The sequence below is a fragment of the Mycobacterium sp. NGS50 genome (assembly GCF_059812545.1).
In genome coordinates this window covers 119270-141498 of the sequence record NZ_JCALCW010000009.1, presented here as the reverse complement: position 1 = coordinate 141498, position 22229 = coordinate 119270, and the positions used below count along the sequence as shown (strand labels likewise).

Annotated in this window: 22 protein-coding genes; 9 read left to right on the top strand and 13 right to left on the bottom strand. The window is 66.3% G+C overall.

Annotated features, from left to right (window positions below; translation table 11 throughout):
* Positions 1–124: 124 nt before the first annotated feature.
* Positions 125–2464: an arylsulfatase gene (locus AC5Y36_RS08940; protein WP_500040508.1), complete on the top strand. Its 2340-nt coding sequence runs from the start codon at positions 125–127 to the stop codon at positions 2462–2464.
* On the opposite strand, the gene AC5Y36_RS08935 is transcribed toward AC5Y36_RS08940, so the two are convergent.
* The 10 genes from AC5Y36_RS08935 to AC5Y36_RS08890 form a co-directional block, all read right to left on the bottom strand.
* On the bottom strand, positions 2461–2982 hold the full coding sequence (locus tag AC5Y36_RS08935; RefSeq protein ID WP_500040507.1) for a DoxX family protein: 522 nt from the start codon (positions 2980–2982) through the stop codon (positions 2461–2463). The genes AC5Y36_RS08940 and AC5Y36_RS08935 overlap by 4 nt on opposite strands.
* A 193-nt stretch (positions 2983–3175) precedes the next feature.
* Positions 3176–3553, bottom strand: a complete 378-nt coding sequence (nirD, locus tag AC5Y36_RS08930; RefSeq protein WP_500040506.1) for a nitrite reductase small subunit NirD — start codon at positions 3551–3553, stop codon at positions 3176–3178.
* A 171-nt stretch (positions 3554–3724) separates the two neighbouring features.
* Complete coding sequence (locus tag AC5Y36_RS08925; protein ID WP_500040505.1) at positions 3725–4930, bottom strand: sodium-dependent bicarbonate transport family permease; 1206 nt, start codon at positions 4928–4930, stop codon at positions 3725–3727.
* An 87-nt stretch (positions 4931–5017) separates the two neighbouring features.
* Positions 5018–6454, bottom strand: coding sequence for a hydrogenase large subunit (locus AC5Y36_RS08920; protein WP_500040536.1), 1437 nt, complete (start codon positions 6452–6454; stop codon positions 5018–5020).
* A gap of 32 nt (positions 6455–6486) precedes the next feature.
* Entirely contained in the window at positions 6487–7956 is a 1470-nt protein-coding gene (locus tag AC5Y36_RS08915; protein ID WP_500040504.1) for a proton-conducting transporter transmembrane domain-containing protein, read from the bottom strand.
* Positions 7956–8618, bottom strand: coding sequence for a hypothetical protein (locus AC5Y36_RS08910; RefSeq protein ID WP_500040503.1), 663 nt, complete (start codon positions 8616–8618; stop codon positions 7956–7958). The genes AC5Y36_RS08915 and AC5Y36_RS08910 overlap by 1 nt, the downstream gene beginning before the upstream one ends.
* Before the next feature lie 5 nt (positions 8619–8623).
* Positions 8624–9574 (bottom strand): respiratory chain complex I subunit 1 family protein, encoded by a 951-nt coding sequence (locus AC5Y36_RS08905; RefSeq protein ID WP_500040535.1) that lies wholly within the window; start codon positions 9572–9574, stop codon positions 8624–8626.
* Positions 9575–9579: 5 nt separating this feature from the next.
* Positions 9580–11550, bottom strand: coding sequence for a proton-conducting transporter transmembrane domain-containing protein (locus AC5Y36_RS08900; protein WP_500040502.1), 1971 nt, complete (start codon positions 11548–11550; stop codon positions 9580–9582).
* Positions 11547–12029 carry an NADH-quinone oxidoreductase subunit B family protein gene (locus AC5Y36_RS08895; protein WP_500040501.1) on the bottom strand — a complete coding sequence of 161 codons (483 nt, stop codon included), beginning with the start codon at positions 12027–12029 and terminating at the stop codon, positions 11547–11549. Before AC5Y36_RS08895 ends, AC5Y36_RS08900 begins: the two co-directional genes overlap by 4 nt.
* Before the next feature lie 4 nt (positions 12030–12033).
* Entirely contained in the window at positions 12034–12375 is a 342-nt protein-coding gene (locus AC5Y36_RS08890) for an ArsR/SmtB family transcription factor (RefSeq protein ID WP_500040500.1), read from the bottom strand.
* A gap of 288 nt (positions 12376–12663) precedes the next feature.
* Here AC5Y36_RS08890 and AC5Y36_RS08885 point away from each other — a divergent pair, with 288 nt between their 5' ends.
* Complete coding sequence (locus AC5Y36_RS08885) at positions 12664–13632, top strand: acyl-ACP desaturase (RefSeq protein WP_500040499.1); 969 nt, start codon at positions 12664–12666, stop codon at positions 13630–13632.
* A 10-nt stretch (positions 13633–13642) separates the two neighbouring features.
* Here the strand turns inward: AC5Y36_RS08885 and AC5Y36_RS08880 are convergent, their stop codons facing one another.
* The gene (locus AC5Y36_RS08880) at positions 13643–14026 is read right to left on the bottom strand and encodes a RidA family protein (protein WP_500040498.1); all 384 of its coding nucleotides are present in this window, start codon (positions 14024–14026) and stop codon (positions 13643–13645) included.
* Between the two features lie 17 nt (positions 14027–14043).
* Positions 14044–14874, bottom strand: coding sequence for a phytanoyl-CoA dioxygenase family protein (locus tag AC5Y36_RS08875; protein WP_500040497.1), 831 nt, complete (start codon positions 14872–14874; stop codon positions 14044–14046).
* Between the two features lie 88 nt (positions 14875–14962).
* On the opposite strand from AC5Y36_RS08875, the gene AC5Y36_RS08870 reads away from it, so the two are divergent.
* Together AC5Y36_RS08870 and AC5Y36_RS08865 are read left to right on the top strand one after the other, a co-directional pair.
* Entirely contained in the window at positions 14963–15592 is a 630-nt protein-coding gene (locus AC5Y36_RS08870) for a TetR/AcrR family transcriptional regulator (RefSeq protein WP_500040496.1), read from the top strand.
* Between the two features lie 19 nt (positions 15593–15611).
* On the top strand, positions 15612–16664 hold the full coding sequence (locus AC5Y36_RS08865; RefSeq protein WP_500040534.1) for a DUF6670 family protein: 1053 nt from the start codon (positions 15612–15614) through the stop codon (positions 16662–16664).
* A 132-nt stretch (positions 16665–16796) separates the two neighbouring features.
* On the opposite strand, the gene AC5Y36_RS08860 is transcribed toward AC5Y36_RS08865, so the two are convergent.
* Complete coding sequence (locus AC5Y36_RS08860; RefSeq protein ID WP_500040495.1) at positions 16797–17168, bottom strand: STAS domain-containing protein; 372 nt, start codon at positions 17166–17168, stop codon at positions 16797–16799.
* Between the two features lie 289 nt (positions 17169–17457).
* On the opposite strand from AC5Y36_RS08860, the gene AC5Y36_RS08855 reads away from it, so the two are divergent.
* From AC5Y36_RS08855 to AC5Y36_RS08835, 5 genes are all read left to right on the top strand, one after another.
* Positions 17458–17808: an ArsR/SmtB family transcription factor gene (locus AC5Y36_RS08855; protein ID WP_500040494.1), complete on the top strand. Its 351-nt coding sequence runs from the start codon at positions 17458–17460 to the stop codon at positions 17806–17808.
* Positions 17805–18293: an SRPBCC family protein gene (locus AC5Y36_RS08850; protein ID WP_500040493.1), complete on the top strand. Its 489-nt coding sequence runs from the start codon at positions 17805–17807 to the stop codon at positions 18291–18293. Before AC5Y36_RS08855 ends, AC5Y36_RS08850 begins: the two co-directional genes overlap by 4 nt.
* Entirely contained in the window at positions 18290–18922 is a 633-nt protein-coding gene (locus tag AC5Y36_RS08845; RefSeq protein ID WP_500040492.1) for a maleylpyruvate isomerase family mycothiol-dependent enzyme, read from the top strand. Before AC5Y36_RS08850 ends, AC5Y36_RS08845 begins: the two co-directional genes overlap by 4 nt.
* Positions 18923–18991: 69 nt before the next feature.
* Complete coding sequence (locus AC5Y36_RS08840; protein WP_500040491.1) at positions 18992–19327, top strand: DUF732 domain-containing protein; 336 nt, start codon at positions 18992–18994, stop codon at positions 19325–19327.
* 90 nt (positions 19328–19417) lie between these two features.
* Positions 19418–22219 (top strand): aconitate hydratase, encoded by a 2802-nt coding sequence (locus AC5Y36_RS08835; protein WP_500040490.1) that lies wholly within the window; start codon positions 19418–19420, stop codon positions 22217–22219.
* Positions 22220–22229: the final 10 nt, after the last annotated feature.

The window sequence follows — 22229 nt, the reverse complement described above, 5'->3', positions numbered from 1 at the left end:
TGAGCTGACAAGACCTCCGGCCGACCGTCACCGCGGAGGCTTGCAGGAACGCCCGGTGTCCCGATCAGGTCATGCCAGACTGTCAGGGATTCATGCCGGGGTGCCGGGACGAAAGGAGCAGGTGTTGCCTGAGACGCTGGGTGATGAGGTGGTGGCTCCGGTGTTGCCCGGCGGTGCGGTGTTGCCGTTCCCGCCGGCCGGATCGGGCAGTGTCGCGGGGCGCACCTTGCAGGAGTCGACCTACAGCCCGCGGGCGGTGCAGAAACGGCTGCACGCCGAGGCGCCCAATGTCGTGATCGTGCTGATCGACGATGCCGGCCCTGGCCTACCGTCGACGTTCGGTGGTGAGGTCGCCACTGCCACCCTCGACCGGATCTGCGCGCAGGGCGTGTCCTACAACCGGTTCCACACCACGGCGATGTGCTCGCCGACCCGGGCGTCGTTGCTGACCGGACGCAATCACCATGAGATCGGCAACGGACAGATCGCGGAGCTGGCCAACGACTGGGACGGCTATGCCGGCAAGATTCCGGCCTCGAGTGCCACCGTTGCCGAGGTGCTCAAGCAGTACGGTTACGCGACGTCGGCGTTCGGAAAGTGGCACAACACCCCCGCGGAGGAAACCACCGCCGCCGGGCCGTTCGAAAACTGGCCCACCGGGCTGGGCTTCGAATACTTCTACGGATTCCTGGCGGGCGAGGCATCCCAGTACGAGCCGCACCTGGTGCGCAACACCACCGTAGTCGCCCCGACCAAAACTCCCGACGAGGGCTATCACCTGTCCGAGGATCTCGCCGACGACGCCATCTCCTGGTTGCGGCGGCACAAAGCGTTCAACGCCGATAAGCCGTTCTTCATGTATTGGGCGAGCGGCTGCCTGCACGGCCCGCACCACATCATGAAGGAATGGGCCGACAAGTACGTCGGAAAATTCGACGACGGTTGGGATGCCTACCGGGAGCGGGTGTTCGAGCGCGCCAAAACCAAAGGTTGGATCCCGCAGGATTGCGCGCTGACCGCACGCGATGACGCCCTGACAGCCTGGGACGACATCCCCGAAGATGAAAAGCCGTTCCAGCGCCGCCTGATGGAGGTCGCTGCCGGCTACGCCGAACACGTCGATGTCCAGGTCGGCCGCATCGCCGATGAGCTGGAAACCCTGGGCTATGCCGACAACACGCTGTTCTTCTACATCTGGGGCGACAACGGCTCCTCGGGTGAAGGGCAGAACGGCACGATCTCGGAACTGCTGGCGCAAAACGGGATTCCCACCACCGTGCGCCAGCACATCGACGCACTCGATGCGCTCGGCGGACTGGATGTGTTGGGATCTCCGTTGGTCGACAACCAGTACCACGCCGGATGGGCTTGGGCCGGCTCCACCCCGTACAAGGGCATGAAACTACTGGCGTCGCATCTGGGCGGGACGCGCAACCCGATGGTGGTGCGCTGGCCGGCCAAGATCACTGCGGACCCCGCACCGCGGGAGGTGTTCCTGCACTGCAACGACGTTGTACCGACCATCTATGAGGTCGTCGGTATCGAAGCTCCGCGGGTGGTCCACGGAGAGCCTCAAATGCCTTTGGCAGGAGCGAGTTTCGCGCGCACGCTGGCCGACCGCGGTGCCCCCGGCGGCAAAAAGACGCAGTACTTCGAGATCATGGGCAGCCGAGCCATCTACCACGACGGATGGATGGCGTCGGCTCGCGGCCCGCGCCTCCCCTGGGTGCCCGGCCAGCCCGACGGTATCGCGACCTGGACCCCGGATGGCGATGCGTGGGAGCTCTACCACCTCGACGAGGACTGGGCGCAGGCTGAGGATCTGGCTGAGCAGCTGCCGGAGAAGCTCGCGCAGATGCGGGAGATGTTCATGGTCGAGGCGGCCCGTAATGCGGTGCTGCCCATCGGCGGCGGGCTGTGGGTGCCGGTCTATCACCCCGAGCTGCGCATCGCCCCGCCCTACACCGAGTGGGAGTTCACCGGCGAGACGGTGCGGATGCCCGAATTCTGCGCGCCCGCGCTCGGCAACAAGAACAATGTCGTCACCATCGACGTCGAGATCCCCTCCGGCGCGAACGGGGTGCTGTATGCCCTGGGCTCCGGGGCCGGTGGGTTGACGTGTTACTTCGACGAGGGATATCTCTGCTACGAGTACAACCTGTTCATCCTGTCGCGCACCAAGATCCGCTCGGCGAACAAAGTTCCGGCGGGGCGTGCCACCGTAACGGTGACCACGCAGTATGCCGAACCGCGTCCAGCCGGACCCCTCGACATCACCGTCGCGGTCAACGAGGAGACCGTTGCCGACGGACAGGTTCCGATCAGCGCACCGCTGCTGTTCACCGCCAACGACTGCCTGGACATCGGAACGTGCCTGGGCTCCCCGGTATCCCTGGACTACCGTGCCCGCGCGCCGTTCCCGTTCGAGGGGCGCATCCACCGGGTACGCGTCGCCTACACCTAGATCCGCCCGACCGGATCAGGGACCGCAGTGGCCACCGCGCCGCCAGCACGGGCGGCGACGTAGCGATCCAGCGACCAGGTTCCGGCGCCGACCAGCAGCAGGAAGACGCTGCCACACAGCTGGGCGATATCCAGCCGGGCCTCGTGCAGGAAATCCCACCATCCGTGTTCGGACTTGAACAGCGGTGCGCCCGCCCACAGGATCGGGAACTTCGTGATCAGCAGCGCACCGAGCATGTCGACGATCATCGGGACCGTCGCAAGCCGGGTCAACAGACCCGCTAAAAGTAATAGTCCGCAGACGATCTCGAAGACACCGTCCAGGTTGGCGAAGAACTCGGCCGCCCGAATGCCGGCTTTCGCGAATCGTCCGCTTCCCAGGGACTGCGGGCGCACGAACTTCAGGATTCCCTCCCCGAGGAAAACCACCCCGACATAGAACCGGATCAGCAGCACCGCCGGCGGTGCGCTGGTCCGGCAGGATCGTTGAAGCCACGCCGGGATCGCGGACATGGTCATGGCCGACATCTCCGATCAGTCAGGTCTGTGATTGCGTGCCGTGCAGACGCCTGTATCTACGCCGCCGCCGACACCACGGTTCACCGTCACAAATGTGAAGCACATCACATCCTGAAATGCGGTGTGCCGGCGCGGCGCGGGCACACCGCACCCCCCTCACACCGGGCACAGGGCTGACCGAGGGGCGGAAGGGCTACGCGGCGCGCCCGACCTGAATCGTGCCGTCGGCCCTCAGTCGGGTCGGGTGCACCGGCACCGTCACCGCCGGGTCGTCCAGACAACTCCCGTCGTCGAGAGCGAATGCTTGCTTCTTGATCGGCGACTGCACGGCGGCGCGGCCGGCCCGGTCGCCGACAATGCCGCGCGACAACACGGCCGCGCCGGAGAAGGGGTCGACGTTACCCAGGGCGCGCAGCGTCCCGTCGTCGAGGCGGAACAATGCGGCCTGGGAGCCGTCGTCGAGCAGCACTGCGACACCGCGGCCGGGAATCAGATGGTCATAGCTGCACGCCACGGTCCACACCTGGCCTGAGGAAACCTGCACATCGTTGCGATCGTCCAGCAGCGTCATGACCTCTCCTCTGTTGAAGGCTATGCCACGAGGCTAGGAAGGCGATGTTGCCGCGATGTAACACCAACTTGCGGAACAGCTGTGCGGCTCTGCCAAAACCGTTGTGAGACCGCACCTACCGTGACGGGACAGTGTGATCTTGATCGCACTGGGTGGTCGCGGGCCCGACGGTCACGTGATGGGAAACCGCTCGGTGATGGCGCGGGCGACTTCGATGTAGAACGGGATTCCGACCGTCACGTTGTAGGTAAACGTCAGCCCCAGCGACGCGGCCAGCGGCAGCGCGGGACTGGCTTCGGGTATTGCCAACCGTTGCACCGCCGGGACCGCGATGTAGGACGCCGCCCCGCACAACACCGCGAACAGGATGTAGCTGCCTGGTTGAAAGTGGGTGTGGGTGAGGTAGGCGTAGCTGTGCGCGACGGCTATACCCAGAGTCGCGAACAGGTTCGGGGCCAAAAGCCCGAAGATGATGAAGCCGCGGCCCGCGGCCTTGACGTCTTTGAGATGACGGGACGCGGTCATTCCCATCTCCAGGAGAAACAAGCACAGGGCGCCTTGGAATGCACCCACGAAGACGGTGTCCGCGTCGTGGGTGACCTTCTCTCCCTGCAGGCCGCCGATGAAGCCGACCGCGATGCCGCCCAACAACAGATACACACCCGGATTGAGCAGCACTTCGCGCAGCAAGGTCGCGGTGCCGGTGGCCCGGGTGGCGGATTGCCGAGGATGCTCCCGCCGCTCCAGCGACATCTCCAACTCTTCGAGTTCGCGCTCGCATTCGGCGTCGAGATGCTGTCCGAGTCCGGGCTGGGTGGCAGCACCTGGTCCGAGTTTGGCCATCCCGTTGTAGCCGCGCTCATCGGGCATGAATCCCGACGCGTCCATCCCGCTATGCCGCAGCCGTGCCACCAGATACAGCGCCACCAGACAGCCGGGCATCTCCATCACAGCGAGCATCACCGGCATATAACCGTCGAACACCATCCCCACGGTGGCCAGCACACCGATACAGGTGGCGAAGGTTCCGGCCGAGTCGGATCCGTAATAGCCCGCGACGGTGGCCCTGTCGATGCGGCGCATCGTGGTCAACCGGCGCAGCAGTTGGTAGGCGAGCAGGCCGATCGTGAAGTTCAACAGGAAGCCCAACACGATGAACCCGGCCACACCCACGATGGTGGAGGGGTCGACGGTGGCCAGTTGTTCGCCACCGTGCCAACCGATCGCCAACAGGAGGTAGAGCGTGAGGCCCTGGTAGATCACGTACGGGAACTCGAACTGCACCTTCAGGATCGGGATGAAGAACCCGAGGTAGAAGAACAGCAGCAGCGGCTGGAACAAGTTGTGGCGGAAATTCTCCCAGAAATCCAGCAGCATCAGCATCTCCCTTCGGCATCGTCGCCGAGAGCTGTGAGTGGTTCGATGGCCGCCGCTGCCGGCCGCCCGATGCGGACTGACGGTGCCTTAGAGGTCATTGCCGGCATAGGACTGGTTGAAGCTTTTGTTGGTCAGCGGGAAGTCCGGAACGATGGTGTCGGCCATCGCGACTGGCAGCGCGGGCCAGTTGAACCAGGAGGGGTCGACGATCCTGGCGCGGCTGATTCGCCCGTCGGCGCCGAGTTCGACGCGGTGCACAATGGTGCCGCGCCAGCCTTCGACAATGCCGACACCGCTGATCGCCACCCCCACTGCCGGTGCCGGAGCGGCGTATTCGATTGCACCGGTGTGGGAAGCGATCAACTGTCCGGCCAGCTCGGCGGCCGCGGCGAACTCATCGCGGCGCACCAGATAACGGGCCAACACATCCCCGCCCGGGTGCGTGACTTCGGTGACCGGCAGCGCTGCGGTGGGATGCTCGAGGCGGGCATCGCAGCCCAACCCGCTGCCACGGGCCACATAACCCAGGCAGCCCAACGCGCGCGCATCCTCGCTGCGCAGCACCGAGGTGCCCGCGAACCGCTCATGGACCATCGTGTTGGCCAGAGTCAGCTCGGCCACCTCGGCGAGATCGAGGGCGATCGAGCGCAGCTCCCCCGGGTCCGGCAGCGCGCGCAGTGTGATGCCGCCGGGCCGGATGGCGTTGCGAAGCAACCGGTGACCGGTGACGGCCTCATTGAGCCGCAGCAGCCGTTCCCGGATCCGCTGGGCATGGGAATTGGCCAGCCCGAACCCGACGTCGTTGGCCAGGGCGCCCAGATCGGCGGCGTGGTTGTAGAGCCGTTCGAGTTCGACCAGCAGGGCTCGCAGCCGGTGCACCGCATCGGGCAGTACGAGGCCCAGCGCGTCTTCGATTGCCAGGCTGTGCGCGAGCGCGTGGCCCGCCGCAGTGTCGCCGCTGATGCGCTCGGCGAGGCCGACGGCGTCGGTGGCCGTGCGGCCGTGGAAGAGTTTCTCGATGCCACGGTGCACGAACCAGAGCCGGGCCTTGAGGCGCAGCACGGTTTCGCCGGCCACCGAGAAGCGGAAGTGGCCGGGTTCGATCAGCCCGGCGTGGACGGGACCGACCGGGATTTCGTAGACCCCGGGCCCTTCAACGGTCAGGAACGGGAACTTATCGGGTGCTTCGAAGCGCGCCGGCGGCGTGGCGTCTCGACGCATCGGATGCCAGTGTTGCGGCCAGTGGCCGTGGCGGACCAGACGCCGCGGTTTGGGATGGCCGACCAGCTCGACACCGAACAGGTCGGCCATCTCGCGTTCGAACCGTCCGGCTGGAAATGACAGGTGCGCCAGTGATCGCAGCGAGGGTTTATCGCGGGGTACCGAAATTTCCAGTTCGATCCGGCGATCGGGGTAGCCCGCCAAGAACAGGTAGACGATGCGCAGCTCAGCGCCGTCGTCGTGTGCGGCGACCAACCCGAGCCGGAACCCGCCGTCCAACAGTTCCCCGGCGCGGTGGGCCAGGTCGGTCTGGGAAACCTGACACTGCTGCCGGTTCACGGGTGAACCCCGAGATGTGTTGCAGCGGTGGTGAACAGGCCGGTCAACGGGCCCGCGGTGATTCCGAGCACCGTGGCTGCGGCGGCTCCGGCGAGCAGGGCTCCGGCGACGCTTGCCGGGGTGGAAATCGCCGGCGCCGCACCGTTCGCGGGGCCCAGCAGCATCCGGCCGGAGTTGCGGACCAGTGCGGCGAAGGCGACCGCGATCAGCAGCATGGCGGCAGCGAGCACCCACGCCAGGTGTGCGTCGGCGAGTGAGCGGGCGATCGCTAGCTCGCTGGCGAACATCGCGAACGGCGGAAGCCCCAGCAACACCAGCAGCCCGACCACAAAGGTGCCGCCCACCAACCGCGAACGCCCCACCACGGCGGTGATGTCTGCGATGGCCGTCGAACGGTGCGCGGCCTGCAGTTGTCCACCGGCCAGAAACAGCACGGTCTTTCCGACGCCGTGAGCCAGGACGTGCAGCAGCAGCGCGGCGATCGCCAGGGTGGTCCCGACTGCGGCCGCGATAGCCAGCAGGCCCATATTCTCCATCGACGAATAGGCCAGCATTCGTTTGACGTCGCCGGTCACGACGAGCATCAATGCCGCGATTGTCAAGGTGGCCAACCCGACCACCAGCAGACCCGTGCGCAGGAAGGCGGGGCCTGCGGCGACGTCGATGATCGGCTTGAGCCGGATCAGCGCGGAGAACGCCACCGACAACAGCACTCCGCTCATCAGTGCCGACACCGGTGCGGGCGCTTGACTGTGAGCGTCAGCGAGCCAGGTGTGAAACGGGAACAAGCCGGCCTTGGCTCCGTATCCGATCAACAGCAGCCCACCGGCGAGTCGGGCAACTCCCGGGTCCAGGCTGCCGGCGCGGCCGGTGAGCACGTCCAGGTTCAGTGCGCTGGCCGAAGGGGCGCCGCCATGCCGCGCGGCGAAGTACAGCAGCACGGTACCGAGCAGCGCTACCGCGATGCCGACCGAGCAGATCACCACGTACTTCCATGTCGCTTCCAGCGCGGTGCGGGTGCGGTGATGTCCCACCAGGAATGCGGTGACGACGGTGGTGGCCTCGATGGCCACCCAGATCACACCGATGTTGTTGGCGCACACCGCCAGAACCATGGCAGCCAGAAACGCGGGCGTCAGCACCCCGTACAGTCGGGCGCCGCCGGTGTCGGTGTGGCCGCTGGTCAATTCGGCATCGATGTAGCCGATGCCGGCCCACGTCGCCAGCGTCCCGACGATCCCGATCACGATCAGCATGACGGCGGTGAGCGCATCGCAACGCAGTACCCCGCCCAGGGACAGCTGCACCCCGGAGCCGACGCGAAGTGCCGCCAGCACACCGCAGGCCAACACCACCACCGTGGCTGCCACGGTGAGCGCGGCGGTCGGCCGCCGCCAGCCGAGGATCAGGTTGACGATGGCCGCCATCATCGGAGCGGCGATCGCGGTGAGCAGCAATGCGGTCATCAGTCGTGTAGCTCCTGCAGCGCGTCGAGGTCGGCCCCGCCGAAGATATGGCGCAACTGACCGGTCAGGACTCCGATGACGATCACCGCGAACAGCAGATCCAACGACGCGCCGAGTTCGACGGTCAGCGGCACGCCGGAGGTCAGCAGAAACGCGGTTGCGGTGATCCCGTTGTCCAGCAGGAGGAATCCGGCTGCCTGTGAGATCGCGTGCCGGCGGGTGGCCATCACGAACAGGGCGATCAGCACGACGGCGATCGCGGCGGGAACGGCGGTGGCTGATGCGCTCGGGTCCAGGTGGGTCAGCGGCTGGCTGACGGCGAACGCCGCCACGCTCAGCCCGGCGGTGATCAGCAGCGAGCTGGCGGTGTTCACCAGCGGGGTCGCCTCGCGCTGGTTGGGCGGCTCACCGCGGACGGCCCGGGCCAGCAGCCAGGGCAGCGCCACCGCCCGTAACGCCAGCACCGCGACACCCAGGCCGATCAGTTCGAGGTCGCCGTCATGCAGGCCGCGCAGCATCGGAATGGCCGCCAACGCAACGCCTTGCCAAGCCAGCAACCGCACGATGGCGGGTAGGTCGCGTCGCCAGACCATCAGGACGGCCGCCAGCATAAGTCCACCCGCGGCGAAGTCGATCAGTGCGGCGAAGTCGGGGCCGGCCATGGTGGTCACCCCTGCGCCCGAAAGAAGTTGGCAGCGCTGACCGCCAACAGCGCCAGTACAAACGATCCGGCCAGCAGCTCGGGTACCCGGAACAACCGGAGCTTGGCCAGGAACACTTCAGCCGTGGCCAGCGCCGCCGCCAGGGCGGCCACTTTGACGATGATCACGGCGACCCCGATCAGCAGCTCGGCAGCAGTGGGCCGCGTCCCGGCAATCCCCCACGGCAGGAACAGGTTCGCCAGCAGCGCCAGCAACACGGTCAGCCGCATTCCGGCCGCCCATTCCACCAGCGCCAGCCGCGGACCCGCGTACTCCAGCACCATCGCCTCATGCACCATGGTCAGTTCCAGGTGGGTGGCCGGGTTGTCGACCGGCAGTCGCCCGGTCTCGGCGACGATGACGATCGCCAACGCGGCGAAGGCCAGCACCCCGGCCAGCGTGGCCACCTGGTCCGGGTGTGCGGTCGTGGTGGCCACCAGGGCGCCGAGGTTGGCCGACCCGGTCGGGATCGACAGCGCGAACACGGCCATCAGGATGGTGGGCTCCACCAGGGCGGCGATGGTGATTTCGCGGCTGGAACCCATGCCGCCGAACGACGTTCCCGTGTCGATGCCGGCCAACGTCAACGCGACGGTGCCCAGGAACAGCAGCCCGACCACGGCGAACAGATCGGCGGCCGGATCCAGCGGGGACCCGGTGGCCACCAGCGGCGCGATCGCGACGATGAGCAGTGTGCTGCCGGCGATGATGGCCGGCGCCGCGGCGAACACGACGGTGGTGCCGGCCGGGTTGATCTGTTGTTTTCCGAGCTGCTTGCGGATATCCCGCCACGGCTGCAGCAACCCGGCTCCGGCACGGCCCTCCCAACGGGCCCGCACCTGCCGGGTCAGGCCGATCACCACCGGGGCGCCGAACATGACCGCCCCGATCTGTGCCGCACCGGCCACATATGACATGACGTTCACCGCGCCACCACCAGGACCGTCACCACACCCAGTGCGCCGTACGCCAAATAGAGGTGCACACTGCCGGTGTGGGCGCGCCGCATCAGGCCTGCCGCCGACTGGACCGCCCCGACAACAGGTGCGTACAGCCACCGCTCGGTCACATCGCCGATCCTGGAGCGGTAGACGATCCTGTCGGCCAGATAGCGAGACTCGGCGGTATGGGTGACATCGACATCGATGTCAGGGCGCAGCACGTCGTCGAATACCCGCTGCAGCGGCTCGGCGAAGGATGTGGCGGTGTACTGCATGCGGGCGGTGAGATCGTCTGCACCGCAGGCCCATAACGGCAATGCTGCGGGCGCCGGGCGGCGTCGCGAACGCCATCGCGCCAGCCCGGCGGCGGCCAGTGCCGCGACGACGACGCCGACCGCGATCACCGCCGGTGCGATCGATCCCGGTAGTCCCGGTAGCCGCACCATGGCGCCCAACCCCGCGTAGTCGACGGACTGGGCGGCCGGCAGCGTCCGCAATGCATCCGCCAGGATCGGCGCGACGGCCGACGGTGCCACTGCCAGAACCACGCAGGCCAGTGCCGGGGCCAGCATGCCGGCCACCATGGCGGGTGGTGCTTCGTCCGCGGCGGCGGCCTGCTCCGAACGGGCGCGCGCCAGAAATCCGATGCCCCACGCCTTGACCATTGCCGCCACGCTCAAGCCGGTGGCCAGGGCGACGGTACCCAGTGCGGCCGGCGCCGTCAGCGCCAGCAGCGTGTCGTGGCCGGGCGGGGCGTGGATCAAGGCCTGGATGAGCAGCCACTCCCCCACGAAGCCCGCCCCCAGCGGTAACCCGCACGCCCCGAGGGCAGCCACCCCGAACAGCGTGGTGGTCACCGGCATCCGCCGGGCCAGCCCGCCGAGCCGGTCGAGATCGCGCAGCCCGGTCGACGCCAACACCGAACCCGCCGCCAGGAAGCCGAGGCTCTTGAACGCGGCATGCGCGATGACGTGCAGCAGCGCCGCCGCGGCGGCCACGGTCGCCGGGGCGTGTGCGCCCGAACCGGCGAACAGGGTGGCCGCGCCCAACGCGAGGCTGATCAGGCCCATGTTCTCGGTCGTCGAGAATGCCAGCAGCCGTTTGAGATCCGTCGCCACCGAAGCCTGCATCACGCCGTAGAGGGCGGATACACCGCCGACGATCAGCAGGGTGAGCCCCCACCAGCGTGGGCCCGGGCCCAGCAGCTGCAGATCGATGCGGATGATGCCGTAGATCCCCAGATTGACCATCGCCGCGCTCATCAATGCCGACACCGGACTGGGTGCCTCCGGATGCGCGCGTGGCAGCCAGATGTGTAGCGGCACCAGCCCGGCCTTGGATCCGAAGCCGGCCAGCGTCAGTACGAACACGACGGTGCGTAGGTTGTCGGGCACCGGACCGAGGTCAGCGAACCGATCCGCTCCGCCGGCAGCTGCGAGCGCCACCATCGCGATCAGAATGCAGACGAAGCCGAGCTGCGTCATTACCGCGTACACGAATCCGGCGGCACGAACCTGTGGGCGGGTGTGGTCGGTCAGCACCAAGATCAGCGAGGTCACCGCCATCAGTTCCCACGCCCACAGGAAAGTCGTCGCCGACGCCGCCGCCGGCACCGTGAGCATCGCCGCTACGAATAGCGGCAGGATCAGCAGCTGCAGAGCACCGAAATGTCCGCGCCGCGCGTAGCCGATCACATAGATGCCGGCCGCGACCGATACCGCGCCGGTCAGTGCCATGAACAGGCCACCAAGCGCGTCGAGGCTCAGCTGCACCCCGCTCAGCGGAAGCAGCCAGCCGATACGCACCGACGGCGCGGCACCCGACACACCCGCCAGTCCCGTTGCGACCCCGACCGCGCCGATGGCCGCCGTCGCGATCCCGGTAGCCAGCGGGCCAAACCCGTTGCGGGGAGTAATCTCCGGCGCTGCGGCCGGTGCCAGCGCTGTGCTCATTTCCCGGTGACCGATCGCAGCGCCGCGACGATCTGGGCGGGTGTCGGTGGGCATCCCGGGATCTCGACGTCGACGGGGACGACTTCGCCGACGGCGCCGACCACGCCGTAGGCGTCCTGGAACACGCCACGGTTCAACGCGCAGTCTCCACACGCGACCACCACCCGCGGTCGCGGTGTCGCCTCGAGCGTGTTGCGCAAGGGCCCCGCCATGTTCCGCGTCACCACCCCGGTCACCAGCAGGGCATCGGCGTGCCGCGGTGAGGCCACCAGCCGTGCACCGAACCGTTCCGCGTCGTAGACCGGCCCGAACGCTCCGGAGATCTCCACCTCGCAGCCGTTGCACGATCCGGCGTCGACGTGCCGGATCTGCAGCGAACCTCGCACTCCTGCGGGTGGCTCGATTGCGGCGACCGGCGCGGGCTCGGCGGGCTCGACGACCCGGCCGACGCGGACAATCTTGGACAGCCAGCCCCGCATCGCGCTATTCCGCCGCGCTGACGGTGCGCAGATCCTCCAGCACCGCAACGCGGTCGCTGAGCATTCGCGTCAGCACCCGGCGCGCCACCGCCAGCAGCTCGGCGATATCCGGCGACGTGATCGAGTAGATCACCGACGTGCCGTCCTTACGCGCCTGCACGACCCCGGTGCGCCGCAATACGGCCAGCTGCTGCGAGAGGTTGGACGATTCCAGCCCCACCTCCGGCAGCATCTCGCCCACCGCCCAGTCCCGTTCGGAAAGAAGCTCCAGAATCCTGATCCGCGCCGGGTGACCCAGGGTCTTGAAGAACTCGGCCTTGAGTTTGTACAGCGGCTGCGAATCCACACGTACTCCTCAGAACTTGCACACTTATGTGATCAACAAGTTGAAGAATTTATCATCTTGTTGATCGATGCGTACGCGTTCGGCTGGATTCGGCTAGTGATCAGCGGGTTTGCGCCCGCTCACCAGCCCTCGGCCGGGGCGTACGAGATCGCTTTCGAGACGATTGCGCCACGGCGAGCATGCGATCAGGACCGCCGGATCGCTCTTGCGGTTTCGCTGTGCCCTGCGCGGGTAAGTTACGCTGCCCTGGCCTTGGGGGCCGCCCGGGTACTGAAAAGTTAAGGTGCGATGTCGAGACAGTTGACCGATCGGGAGATGCTCAGTGAGCTCGAGCCGATCGCCGAAGCGAACGTCAACCGGCATCTGGCGGTGACAACTGAGTGGCATCCGCACGACTATGTGCCCTGGGATCGTGGTCGCAATTCCGCGCCGTTGGGCGGCGCGTCTTGGTCGCAGGAACACTCGCAACTCAGCGACGTCGCGAAGGCTGCGATGATCACCAACCTGCTCACCGAGGACAACCTGCCCTCCTACCATCGTGAGGCGGCCAAGTACTTCTCTCTCGATAGCGCCTGGGGCACCTGGGTCGGCCGGTGGACCGCCGAGGAAGGCCGCCACGGCATCGTGATTCGCGACTACCTCGTCGTCACCCGCGGCGTGGACCCGGAGGCCCTGGAGCGGGCCCGTTTGGAGCACATGACCAACGGGTTTGCGGCCACCCCCGAGGAAGAGGCACGGCACAAGACCGATTTCTTGCTGTCGGTCGCCTATGTGACGTTTCAGGAGCTTGCCACCCGCGTGAGCCACCGCAACACCGGCAAGGTCTGCAACGACCCGGTCGCAGACCGGATGCTGCAACGCGTTGCCGCCGATGAGAACCTGCACATGATCTTCTACCGGAACATCTGCGGTGCGGCGTTGGACCTTGCGCCCGACCAGGCGATCGAGGCGGTTGCCGATGTGGTCGAAAACTTCCGGATGCCCGGTCAAGGCATGCCCAACTTTCGTCGCAACGGGGTCTTGATGGCCAAGCACGGTATCTACGACCCCCGCCAGCATCTCGACGAAGTCGTGACTCCGAACCTGCGCAAGTGGCGAATCTTCGAACGCGATGACTTCACCGCCCGGGGCGAGCAACGCCGCGAACAGCTCGCGGCTTATCTGGAAGGCCTCGAACGTCAAGTGATCAAGTTCGAGGAACAGCGCGACCGCCGGCTCGCCCGCGAAGATCGCCAACGGGAAGTGCAATTCGTTTAGCGGCCGGTGATCAGCGCATTCGCGCCGTGACCTGGACTTCGACCAGGGCACCGGGTGTGGCGAGTTCGGAGATGCCGACCGCTGTCCACGCCGGGTAGGGCGCGGCGATGAACGTGTCCTTGACCGCGACGAACGCCTCCATATGTGCCTGCAGCCCGACGTGGTAGGTCGTCATCTCGATCACGTCGGCGAAGGTGAGACCTGCCTGCGCGAGCAGTCCGCCGAGGTTCTCGAAGGCCAAGGTGAACTGCGCGGCCGGGTCCTCGGGAACGGTGAGATCCGGATGCAGGCCGATCATGCCCGAGCAACGCAGGTGATCGCCGTCGATGACAGCGGGCGCGAAGTGGTAGGTGTCGTACATCGGCTGCATCCAGGCCGGGATCAGGACCTGCATCGTCGCTCCTTCGGGATTCAGCGCAGTTGGGCGTAGTAGCCGGGATGGTACGGGTCGCCCGGGGTCAGCGACGGGTCGTTGAGCTCGCTGATGTCGTATTTGAAGTCCACCGGGCCGGTCGGCAGCGGCCGGTAGAACATCTTGTCGCCGAAGAAGCGGAACACCAGCGTGTGGCGGTCCGGGCAGTCCGGCGTCACCGGGGCGCCGCCGTGCAGGGCACCGGAGTGGAAGACCAGTGCATCACCGGGCTCCAGGTCCCAGGAGATGACGTCCCAGGACGCCGGGTCTTGGGTGCGCTCGGCCTCGATGTTCGGCAATCGGGGCCAGTCGGTGTCGGTGAACAGCGGACTGGTGTGGTCAGTCGCATTGCCATAACTCGTGCCGTTGTACTGTGGGCCGCGGTGCGAGCCCCGGACCACTTCCAGCACGTTCTTGCGCGGCAGCTTCTCGAAGCTGATCCAAATATTGAGCAGGTGGGGCCCGTTGGCCGGCATGTAGGACGTGTCCTGGTGCCAGGGTGACCGGCCGGCTTTGCCACCCTTCTTGATGAACAGCTCCTCCCCCAGGAACCACACATGCTCGGATCCCCACAGTGACGCCACGAAATCGGCGAGTTGCAACTCCTTGATCGTCGCCAGGTGCACCTCGGCGTTATCCGGGTTGCCGTAATCGTTGAAATGCTCATCGGGTGTGCCCGCGTACGCCAAGCCGTGCTGCGGGCTCGGGTGGGCGATCCCGTAGTCGAATGAATCGCGGACGCGTTGGAGTCGCTCGGGGGTGAACAGGCCCCGGGCGACGATCGCCCCGTCGTCGGCCAGATCCCGCTTCATCTGCTCGGTTACCTGCATGACCTCTACCTCATAACAGTTGTGATGTACCTAACGAGTGTTATGCTGCTCACGTTCGTTGCGTTTGTCAAGACCCGGAGGTGCGGTGATGTCAGTCAATGAAGTCGCCCACGTGCCCACCCGCTTGTCAGCGGCCAACGGCAGCGACCGACGGGCCGAAGTCGTGGATGCGGCGGTGCGGGTCATCGCCCGCGACGGCCTCTCCGGGGCATCGCTTCGCTCGATCGCCCGCGAGATCGGCTACACCACCGGCGTGGTGATGCACTATTTCAAAGACAAGGAAGAGCTGCTGGTGGCGGTCGCCGAAGCGGCGTTCACCCCGTTCGAATATCTGCTGTCGCAAACGGCTCCGCAGAACAGTGCGTACGAAGACCTCCGCCGCCTGTGCGTACTGCCGCTGCCCAGCGACCCCGACAAGGAAGTCCTCTGGCGCATCTATGCGCAGGTCCTCGCCAGTGCCGAGACCGCACCGGCGTTCACCGCGGCCTTCCACGCCCGTTATGGGGAAATCCGGCAGGAGGTTCGCTCGCTGCTGGCCCGCGGCCAGCGCACCGGATCACTGCGGAAGGATTTCGATCCCGGAGTGGAGTGCGACGTGCTCTGCGCGCTTATCGACGGACTGGCGCTGCATGCCGTCAGTGAACCCAACCGGTTTCCGCCGGGCCACCTGGAGGCCGTGGTGCTGCAGCAACTGGAGAAGCTGAGGGCCGGTGGGTAGGCCCACACACGAGTCCGCGATGCGGACGCTGGGCAGGTTTGTCGTCAACCAGGTTCTGCCCCGGGTCGATTCGCGCATGCAGGCCTCCACGCGGCCGTTCGCCAGCCCGCACATCCTTCGCCCCCATCATGATTCGCGACAGTGGTCGTGTGTTCACTACGGTGTGTTCATCCCCGAGCTGCCCGCCCCGTATCGCTACCTCAACACCATGACCCTGATCGGCCCCACCGGGTTGACCGCGTTCGACAACGACTACCTGGCGGCGGCCGACGCTCGCAACACCGCCACCGTGCTGTCGTCCACCGCAAGCGGCGCCCAACATCACTACCGCGCCTACGACGTCGTCGCGGACTGCGAATTCGCCGCCGACGGAAGTCGTTTGGCATGGGGCAGCGACCTGACGATCACCGCCGATTATCCGAACTTCACCGTCGACGCCCGCTACCAGCAGATGCAGACCAACCTCGCGATCGCGACGACACCCCACGTTTCCTGGTTTGTCCGCACGCCGGTCTACGACCACCTGAGTCTGCTGGCCACCTACACCGGAACGCTGTCCGACACCACCGGTTCCACCAAGATCTCCGGGTTGTGCACGGTCGAGTACGCCCGCGCCCGCACGCATCAGGCCCTCACGCGCCGGCCCGTTCCCGACTGGCTGAAGCTACCGGTGGACTTCTTCACCTATCAGATCGTCAACCTCGACGAACGCACCCAACTACTGCTGACCGACGTGCGTGCCGCCGGTGCCACCGCATGCCGACTCGCGCATCTACGCACCCTGAACGGGCCAGCACAGGTTTTCGACGATGTGCGCTTCGAAGTGCTCGCCTACCAGGACGACGATCAGGTCGACGAGCGTGGCCGAGTCATGCGGGTTCCCGCCCGGCTTCGGTGGAGCGTGCGCGACAACGGCAACGAGTTGATCGGATTCACCGCCGACGTCGATACACCGCTGCGCTACGGGCACGGACGCGGATACGTCGGCGCCTACACCTATACCGGCGCGTTTCATAGCCGCCCGATCACCGGCAGCGGCTACCTCGAGTGGATCGACTGCGAGCCCCGATAGTCGAGGCGCCGGGTCGAGACGGCGAGGAGCTCGCTACGAGTGCGAGGCCACCGGGTGGGGTGCGTGGTGCCGGTGCCCCAGCAAGAATCCAAGCCACCGAATGTCGATAAGCATTGTTCTGATCCCTTTGCTCTAAGCGGTCTTGTGCAGCATCGGCAGTAACCGGCGGCGCGCCAGCATGCCTTCGAGGAAAATGTTGAGCGCTTCGGGCACCGAGTCAGCGGTCGCGAAGGCCGGCTCACCTTGAGCCTGTAGGACGACGTCTACCGGGTCACCGGCGACCAAGGACCACTCCACCCCCGCGGCGGAGCAGGCTTGCTCAACAGCCCAGAGCAATGCGATGGCCTCAGGCGAGAAGGTGTGCACCTCACTGAGATCGAGCACAAAAGGCTTTTCGGTGAGTACGTAACGGGTGGCGTACTTGGTGACACGATCGATGTTGGTCGTGTTGATGTCACCGGCGATGGTCACCACGGTGGCAAGCTGACGGCACTGGGCGCGCATATGGGCTCCATCGCACTCGACGATGGGGTTTCCGTACCGGTACGTCAACCGCCGAGCCGAGTCGACATTCGCAGTAGTCATATCCGCCTCCCCTGTTGTACGCAGGAATCCCGTCACCGGAGCCCCCGTTACCTCCACGTGACCTCAAAGCTAAAGCTCCTCTTTAAGGCCGTGGGGTGGCACCTTTAATACTTTGGTGAGGATTCGAATTCGGGTCCGGCCAGCAAATCTCGGAGCTACTCATCAGTAGCCTTGAGTTCCCGTATGCGTAAGTGGTAACTTACGGTTCGTGGTGACTTACCAAGCGGAGGATTTCTGGGACGTCCTCGGCGACCGCACCCGCCGCGCGATCGTCGAACAGCTTGCATCGGGTCCGCGCGCGGTGGGCGATCTGGCCCGCGATCTGCCAGTGAGCAGGCCGGCAGTATCGCAGCATCTCAAGGTCCTCAAATCTGTTGGGTTGGTACGGGATCGGGCGGAGGGGACGCGCCGGCTCTACCAACTCGACCCGGCCGGCATCGAGGCGCTGCGTACGCAACTCGATCAGTTCTGGGTACAGGCCCTGGCTTCCTTCCAGGAGGTGGCTGAGCAGCCGGATGGCCGGGCCGGCAGAAAGTCCGACAAAGGAGCGAAGTCATGAGCCATCCGGATTCAACGTCGGTGCATCAGCACATCGTCGTCAACGCACCCATCGAGCGCGCCTTCGAAACGTTCACCGCTCGATTCGGTGACTTCAAGCCGCGTGAGCACAATCTGCTCAGCGTGCCGATCACCGAGACCATTTTCGAGGCCCGGGTTGGCGGACGCATCTATGACCGCGGCATCGACGGCAGCGAGTGCTGCTGGGCCCGGGTGCTGGCCTACGAGCCACCCGACCGGGTCATGTTCAGCTGGGACATCGGCCCGACGTGGCAGGTGCAGGCGGATCCGGCCAAGGCCAGCGAGGTGGAGGTTCGCTTCATCGCCGAGACGCCGCAGCGAACCCGGGTACAGCTCGAACATCGGCATCTCGACCGCCACGGCCCAGGCTGGCAGGCGGTCGGTAACGGTGTGGGTGGCGATGCCGGCTGGCCGCTGTATCTGCAGCGCTATATCGACCTGGTCGAGCAGGGCGGGCAATCATGACGGCCCAATCGGCCGGGCCGTCGCTGATGGAGATGGCCCAGGCGGAACGCACCGAGCTGGCCGCATACCTGGCAACCCTGAGCCCCCAGCAGTGGTACGAGCCGAGCCTGTGCGCCGGATGGACGGTGAAAGACGTCGTCGCACACATGGTCAGCTACGAAGAGCTGAACACCGTCGCGCTGATCGCGCGATTCGTCAAGGGCTATTTCGTGCGGACCAACCAGATCGGCGTCGACGAATTCGCCCCGCTGAGCCCGCAGCAACTCCTCGACTTCCTGGACGAGCACCTCTACCCACACGGGCTGACCGCCGGCTTCGGCGGCATGATCGCCCTGGTCGATGGCACCGTCCATCACCAAGACATCCGTCGCGCTCTGGGACAGCCCCGCACCATTCCGACCGACCGGCTGCTTCGGGTATTGAACGCGGTACCACCGAATCCGAGGCTGGGAGCCTGGCGACGGATCCGCGGTCTACGGTTGCGGGCCACCGATGTGGACTGGGCACACGGCCGCGGCACCGAGGTCACCGGAACCGGAGAAGCGCTCCTGATGGCGATCACCGGCCGCCGCAGCGCAGTCGATGAACTCACCGGACCCGGAGTGCCGGCGCTCGCGGCCCGGTTGTGACACCCGGCTGAAAACACCCGCCGTCCCGTGGGGTGCACACACAAAAACGTTAGATGTACTATTCAGCCTATGAAGGTAACCGGGCTGGCCGCGATCGTCGCCGCGTTGGGTGTTGCGCTCGCCGCACCGGCGTCAGCCGATGTCGACACCGATTTCGCCGCTGAGCTGCAGGGCTACGGCATCTACGGCCCGCGGGACTACAACGCCTGGCTGGCCAAGATCACCTGCGAACGCTTGGAGAAGGGCGTCGATCACGACGCTGCCCAGTCGGTGCACTTCGTCAACACCAACCTGCAGAAGGGCGCCACCAACGCCCAGGCGTGGCAGTTCGTCGGTGCGGGGATCAACACCTACTGCCCCGAACAACTGCCGGTCCTGCAGAGCGCGGCCAACCACCCGGGCTAAGAGTCGACCACAGGACCTAAGGCCCTGCCGCGGGCTGCGCTCTGCGACTACGTTGGGTAGTGAAACCCAATCCCCCGCGAGAGGGTCATCATGGCCTCCGAAACCGCTCTCGACAGTTTTGGAACGCGTACTGGGCTCGCTGTCGACGACACCACCTACCAGATCCACCGCTTGGACCGCATCGATGGCTCGGAAGCGCTGCCGTACAGCCTGAAGGTGCTGTTGGAGAACTTGCTGCGCAACGAGGACGGCCGACTGGTCACCGCCGAACAGGTCCGCGCGCTGGCGGACTGGGATCCCCGCGCGGAACGCGGGCGGGAGGTCGCCTACACCCCGGCCCGAGTACTGATGCAGGACTTCACCGGTGTGCCGTGTGTGGTCGATCTGGTCGCCATGCGCGATGCCATCACCGACCTGGGCGGCGACACCGACCGCATCAACCCGCTGTGTCCCACCGAGTTGGTGATCGACCACTCGGTGATCGCCGACGCGTTTGGGCGGGGCGACGCGTTCCGGATCAACGCCGAACTGGAGTTCGAGCGCAATGCCGAACGCTACCAACTGCTGCGCTGGGCACAGCACGCATTCACCGACTTTTCCGTGGTGCCTCCCGACACCGGAATCTGTCACCAGGTGAACCTGGAATACCTTGCCCGCGTGGTGTTCACTCGTGACGGATCCGGCGGGCCGAGTGCGTACCCGGACACCCTGGTCGGCACCGACTCGCACACCCCGATGGTCAACGGTCTTGGTGTACTGGGCTGGGGTGTGGGCGGTATCGAAGCCGAGGCGGCCATGTTGGGTCAGCCGATGAGCATGCTCATCCCGCAGGTCCTCGGGCTGAAGCTGACCGGCGAACTGCAGCCCGGCACGACCGCCACCGATCTGGTGCTGACCGTGGCCGAGTTACTGCGCCGCACCGGAGTCGTCGGCAAGTTCGTCGAGTTCTTCGGGCCCGGCGTGGCCAACGTGCCGCTGGCCAACCGGGCCACCATCGGCAATATGAGCCCCGAATACGGGGCCACCTGCGCGATCTTCCCGATCGACGCGGTCACCTGCGACTACCTGCGGCTGACCGGACGCTCCGATCACCACATCCGACTGGTGGAGGCCTACGCCAAGGAGCAGGGCCTCTGGCATGACCCCGATCGCAAGCCCAGCTACTCCCAGACCATCGAACTGGATCTGGGCAGCGTCGAACCGTCCATCGCCGGGCCCAAACGGCCCCAGGACCGCATCCCGCTGCGGGTCGCGCCGCGCGCGGTCGCCGCACTGCTGGCCGGCGCCGAGACGACCGAGCAGGCGCTGTCCGAACTCGACGAGGCGTCCGCTGACTCCTTCCCGGCCAGCGACCCGATCGCGTTCGGCCAGACCAGCCAGGCCGCGGGCAGACCGCGCACCCCGTGCAGCGACGGCCAGGACCACGAGTGGCCGTCAGCGCCGACACCGGTGGACATGGCCGACGGCTCCACGGTCGAACTGGACAACGGCCACGTGGTGATCGCCGCCATCACCTCCTGCACCAACACATCCAACCCATCGGTGATGGTGGGTGCGGCACTGCTGGCCAAAAACGCGGTCGAGAAGGGCCTGACCCGCAAACCCTGGGTCAAGACCACCCTGGCGCCGGGTTCGCGCGTGGTCACCGAGTACTACGAGAGAGCCGGGCTCACACCGTATCTGGACAAGCTCGGCTTCAACCTGGTCGGCTACGGTTGCACCACCTGTATCGGTAACTCCGGACCGCTGATCCCCGAGGTAAGCCGCGCCGTCACCGACAGCGACCTGACGGTGTGCTCGATGCTGTCGGGCAACCGCAATTTCGAGGGGCGCATTCACCCCGAGACCAAAATGAACTTCCTGGCCTCCCCGCCGCTGGTGGTGGCCTACGCGCTGGCCGGCACCCTGCACACCGATCTGCTGAGCGATCCGCTGGGCACCGACGGCGACGGGCGGCCGGTGTATCTGCGCGATATCTGGCCCTCGGAAGCCGAGGTGGACTCCGTTGTCAGCGCCAACCTGCAGGCGGAGATGTTCACCGACAGCTACGCCGACGTGTTCGACGGTGATGAGCGCTGGCGCAGCCTCGCGGTGCCCGAAGGCGATACCTTCGCGTGGGATTCGGAGTCGACATATGTCCGCCGGCCACCGTATTTCGACGGGATGCAGCGCGAGCCGCAGCCACTCGGCGATATCACCGGCGCACGGGTGCTAGCCAAGCTGGGAGACTCGGTGACCACCGACCACATCAGCCCGGCCGGATCGATTCGGGCCGATTCGCCGGCCGGTACATACCTGTCCGAGCACGGTATCGAGTCCAAGGACTTCAACTCCTACGGGTCGCGACGCGGAAACCATGAGGTGATGATTCGGGGCACGTTCGCCAACATCCGGTTGCGCAACCAGCTGGCACCGGACACCGAAGGCGGTTTCACCCGCGACTTCACCCGCGAGGACGGCCCGGTGAGCACCATCTACGATGCGTCGGTCAACTACCTCGCCGCCGGTACCCCGCTGGTGATCCTGGCCGGCAAGGAATACGGTTCGGGCTCCTCGCGGGATTGGGCTGCCAAGGGCACTGTCCTGCTCGGGGTGCGGGTGGTGATCGCCGAATCCTATGAGCGCATCCACCGTTCCAACCTGATCGGGATGGGTGTGCTACCGCTGCAGTTCCCGGACGGACAAAATGCCGACCGGCTCGGGTTGACCGGCGAGGAGACCTTCGAGGTAACCGGGATCACCGCGCTGGCTGAAAGCATCCCGGACACCGTGCAGGTGCGCGCCGGTGACGTCGAATTCGACGCGGTGGTGCGCATCGACACCCCCGGAGAAGCCGACTACTACCGCCACGGTGGAATCATGCAGTACGTACTGCGGCAACTGCTGGACTGAGTAGAGACGG

Excerpts from the sequence above, each read along its gene's own strand:
- AC5Y36_RS08850 (WP_500040493.1), top strand. The coding sequence starts at position 17,805 with ATGAGCCATCCGGATTCAACGTCGGTGCATCAGCACATCGTCGTCAAC.
- nirD (WP_500040506.1), bottom strand. The coding sequence starts at position 3,553 with ATGACGCTGCTGGACGATCGCAACGATGTGCAGGTTTCCTCAGGCCAG.
- AC5Y36_RS08900 (WP_500040502.1), bottom strand. The coding sequence starts at position 11,550 with ATGAGCACAGCGCTGGCACCGGCCGCAGCGCCGGAGATTACTCCCCGC.
- AC5Y36_RS08915 (WP_500040504.1), bottom strand. The coding sequence starts at position 7,956 with ATGACCGCATTGCTGCTCACCGCGATCGCCGCTCCGATGATGGCGGCC.
- AC5Y36_RS08835 (WP_500040490.1), top strand. The coding sequence starts at position 19,418 with ATGGCCTCCGAAACCGCTCTCGACAGTTTTGGAACGCGTACTGGGCTC.
- AC5Y36_RS08860 (WP_500040495.1), bottom strand. The coding sequence starts at position 17,168 with ATGCGCGCCCAGTGCCGTCAGCTTGCCACCGTGGTGACCATCGCCGGT.
- AC5Y36_RS08880 (WP_500040498.1), bottom strand. The coding sequence starts at position 14,026 with ATGCAGGTCCTGATCCCGGCCTGGATGCAGCCGATGTACGACACCTAC.
- AC5Y36_RS08875 (WP_500040497.1), bottom strand. The coding sequence starts at position 14,874 with ATGCAGGTAACCGAGCAGATGAAGCGGGATCTGGCCGACGACGGGGCG.
- AC5Y36_RS08870 (WP_500040496.1), top strand. The coding sequence starts at position 14,963 with ATGTCAGTCAATGAAGTCGCCCACGTGCCCACCCGCTTGTCAGCGGCC.
- AC5Y36_RS08885 (WP_500040499.1), top strand. The coding sequence starts at position 12,664 with ATGTCGAGACAGTTGACCGATCGGGAGATGCTCAGTGAGCTCGAGCCG.
- AC5Y36_RS08925 (WP_500040505.1), bottom strand. The coding sequence starts at position 4,930 with ATGCTGCTGGATTTCTGGGAGAATTTCCGCCACAACTTGTTCCAGCCG.
- AC5Y36_RS08845 (WP_500040492.1), top strand. The coding sequence starts at position 18,290 with ATGACGGCCCAATCGGCCGGGCCGTCGCTGATGGAGATGGCCCAGGCG.
- AC5Y36_RS08935 (WP_500040507.1), bottom strand. The coding sequence starts at position 2,982 with ATGACCATGTCCGCGATCCCGGCGTGGCTTCAACGATCCTGCCGGACC.
- AC5Y36_RS08840 (WP_500040491.1), top strand. The coding sequence starts at position 18,992 with ATGAAGGTAACCGGGCTGGCCGCGATCGTCGCCGCGTTGGGTGTTGCG.
- AC5Y36_RS08905 (WP_500040535.1), bottom strand. The coding sequence starts at position 9,574 with ATGTCATATGTGGCCGGTGCGGCACAGATCGGGGCGGTCATGTTCGGC.
- AC5Y36_RS08865 (WP_500040534.1), top strand. The coding sequence starts at position 15,612 with ATGCGGACGCTGGGCAGGTTTGTCGTCAACCAGGTTCTGCCCCGGGTC.
- AC5Y36_RS08895 (WP_500040501.1), bottom strand. The coding sequence starts at position 12,029 with ATGCGGGGCTGGCTGTCCAAGATTGTCCGCGTCGGCCGGGTCGTCGAG.
- AC5Y36_RS08910 (WP_500040503.1), bottom strand. The coding sequence starts at position 8,618 with ATGGCCGGCCCCGACTTCGCCGCACTGATCGACTTCGCCGCGGGTGGA.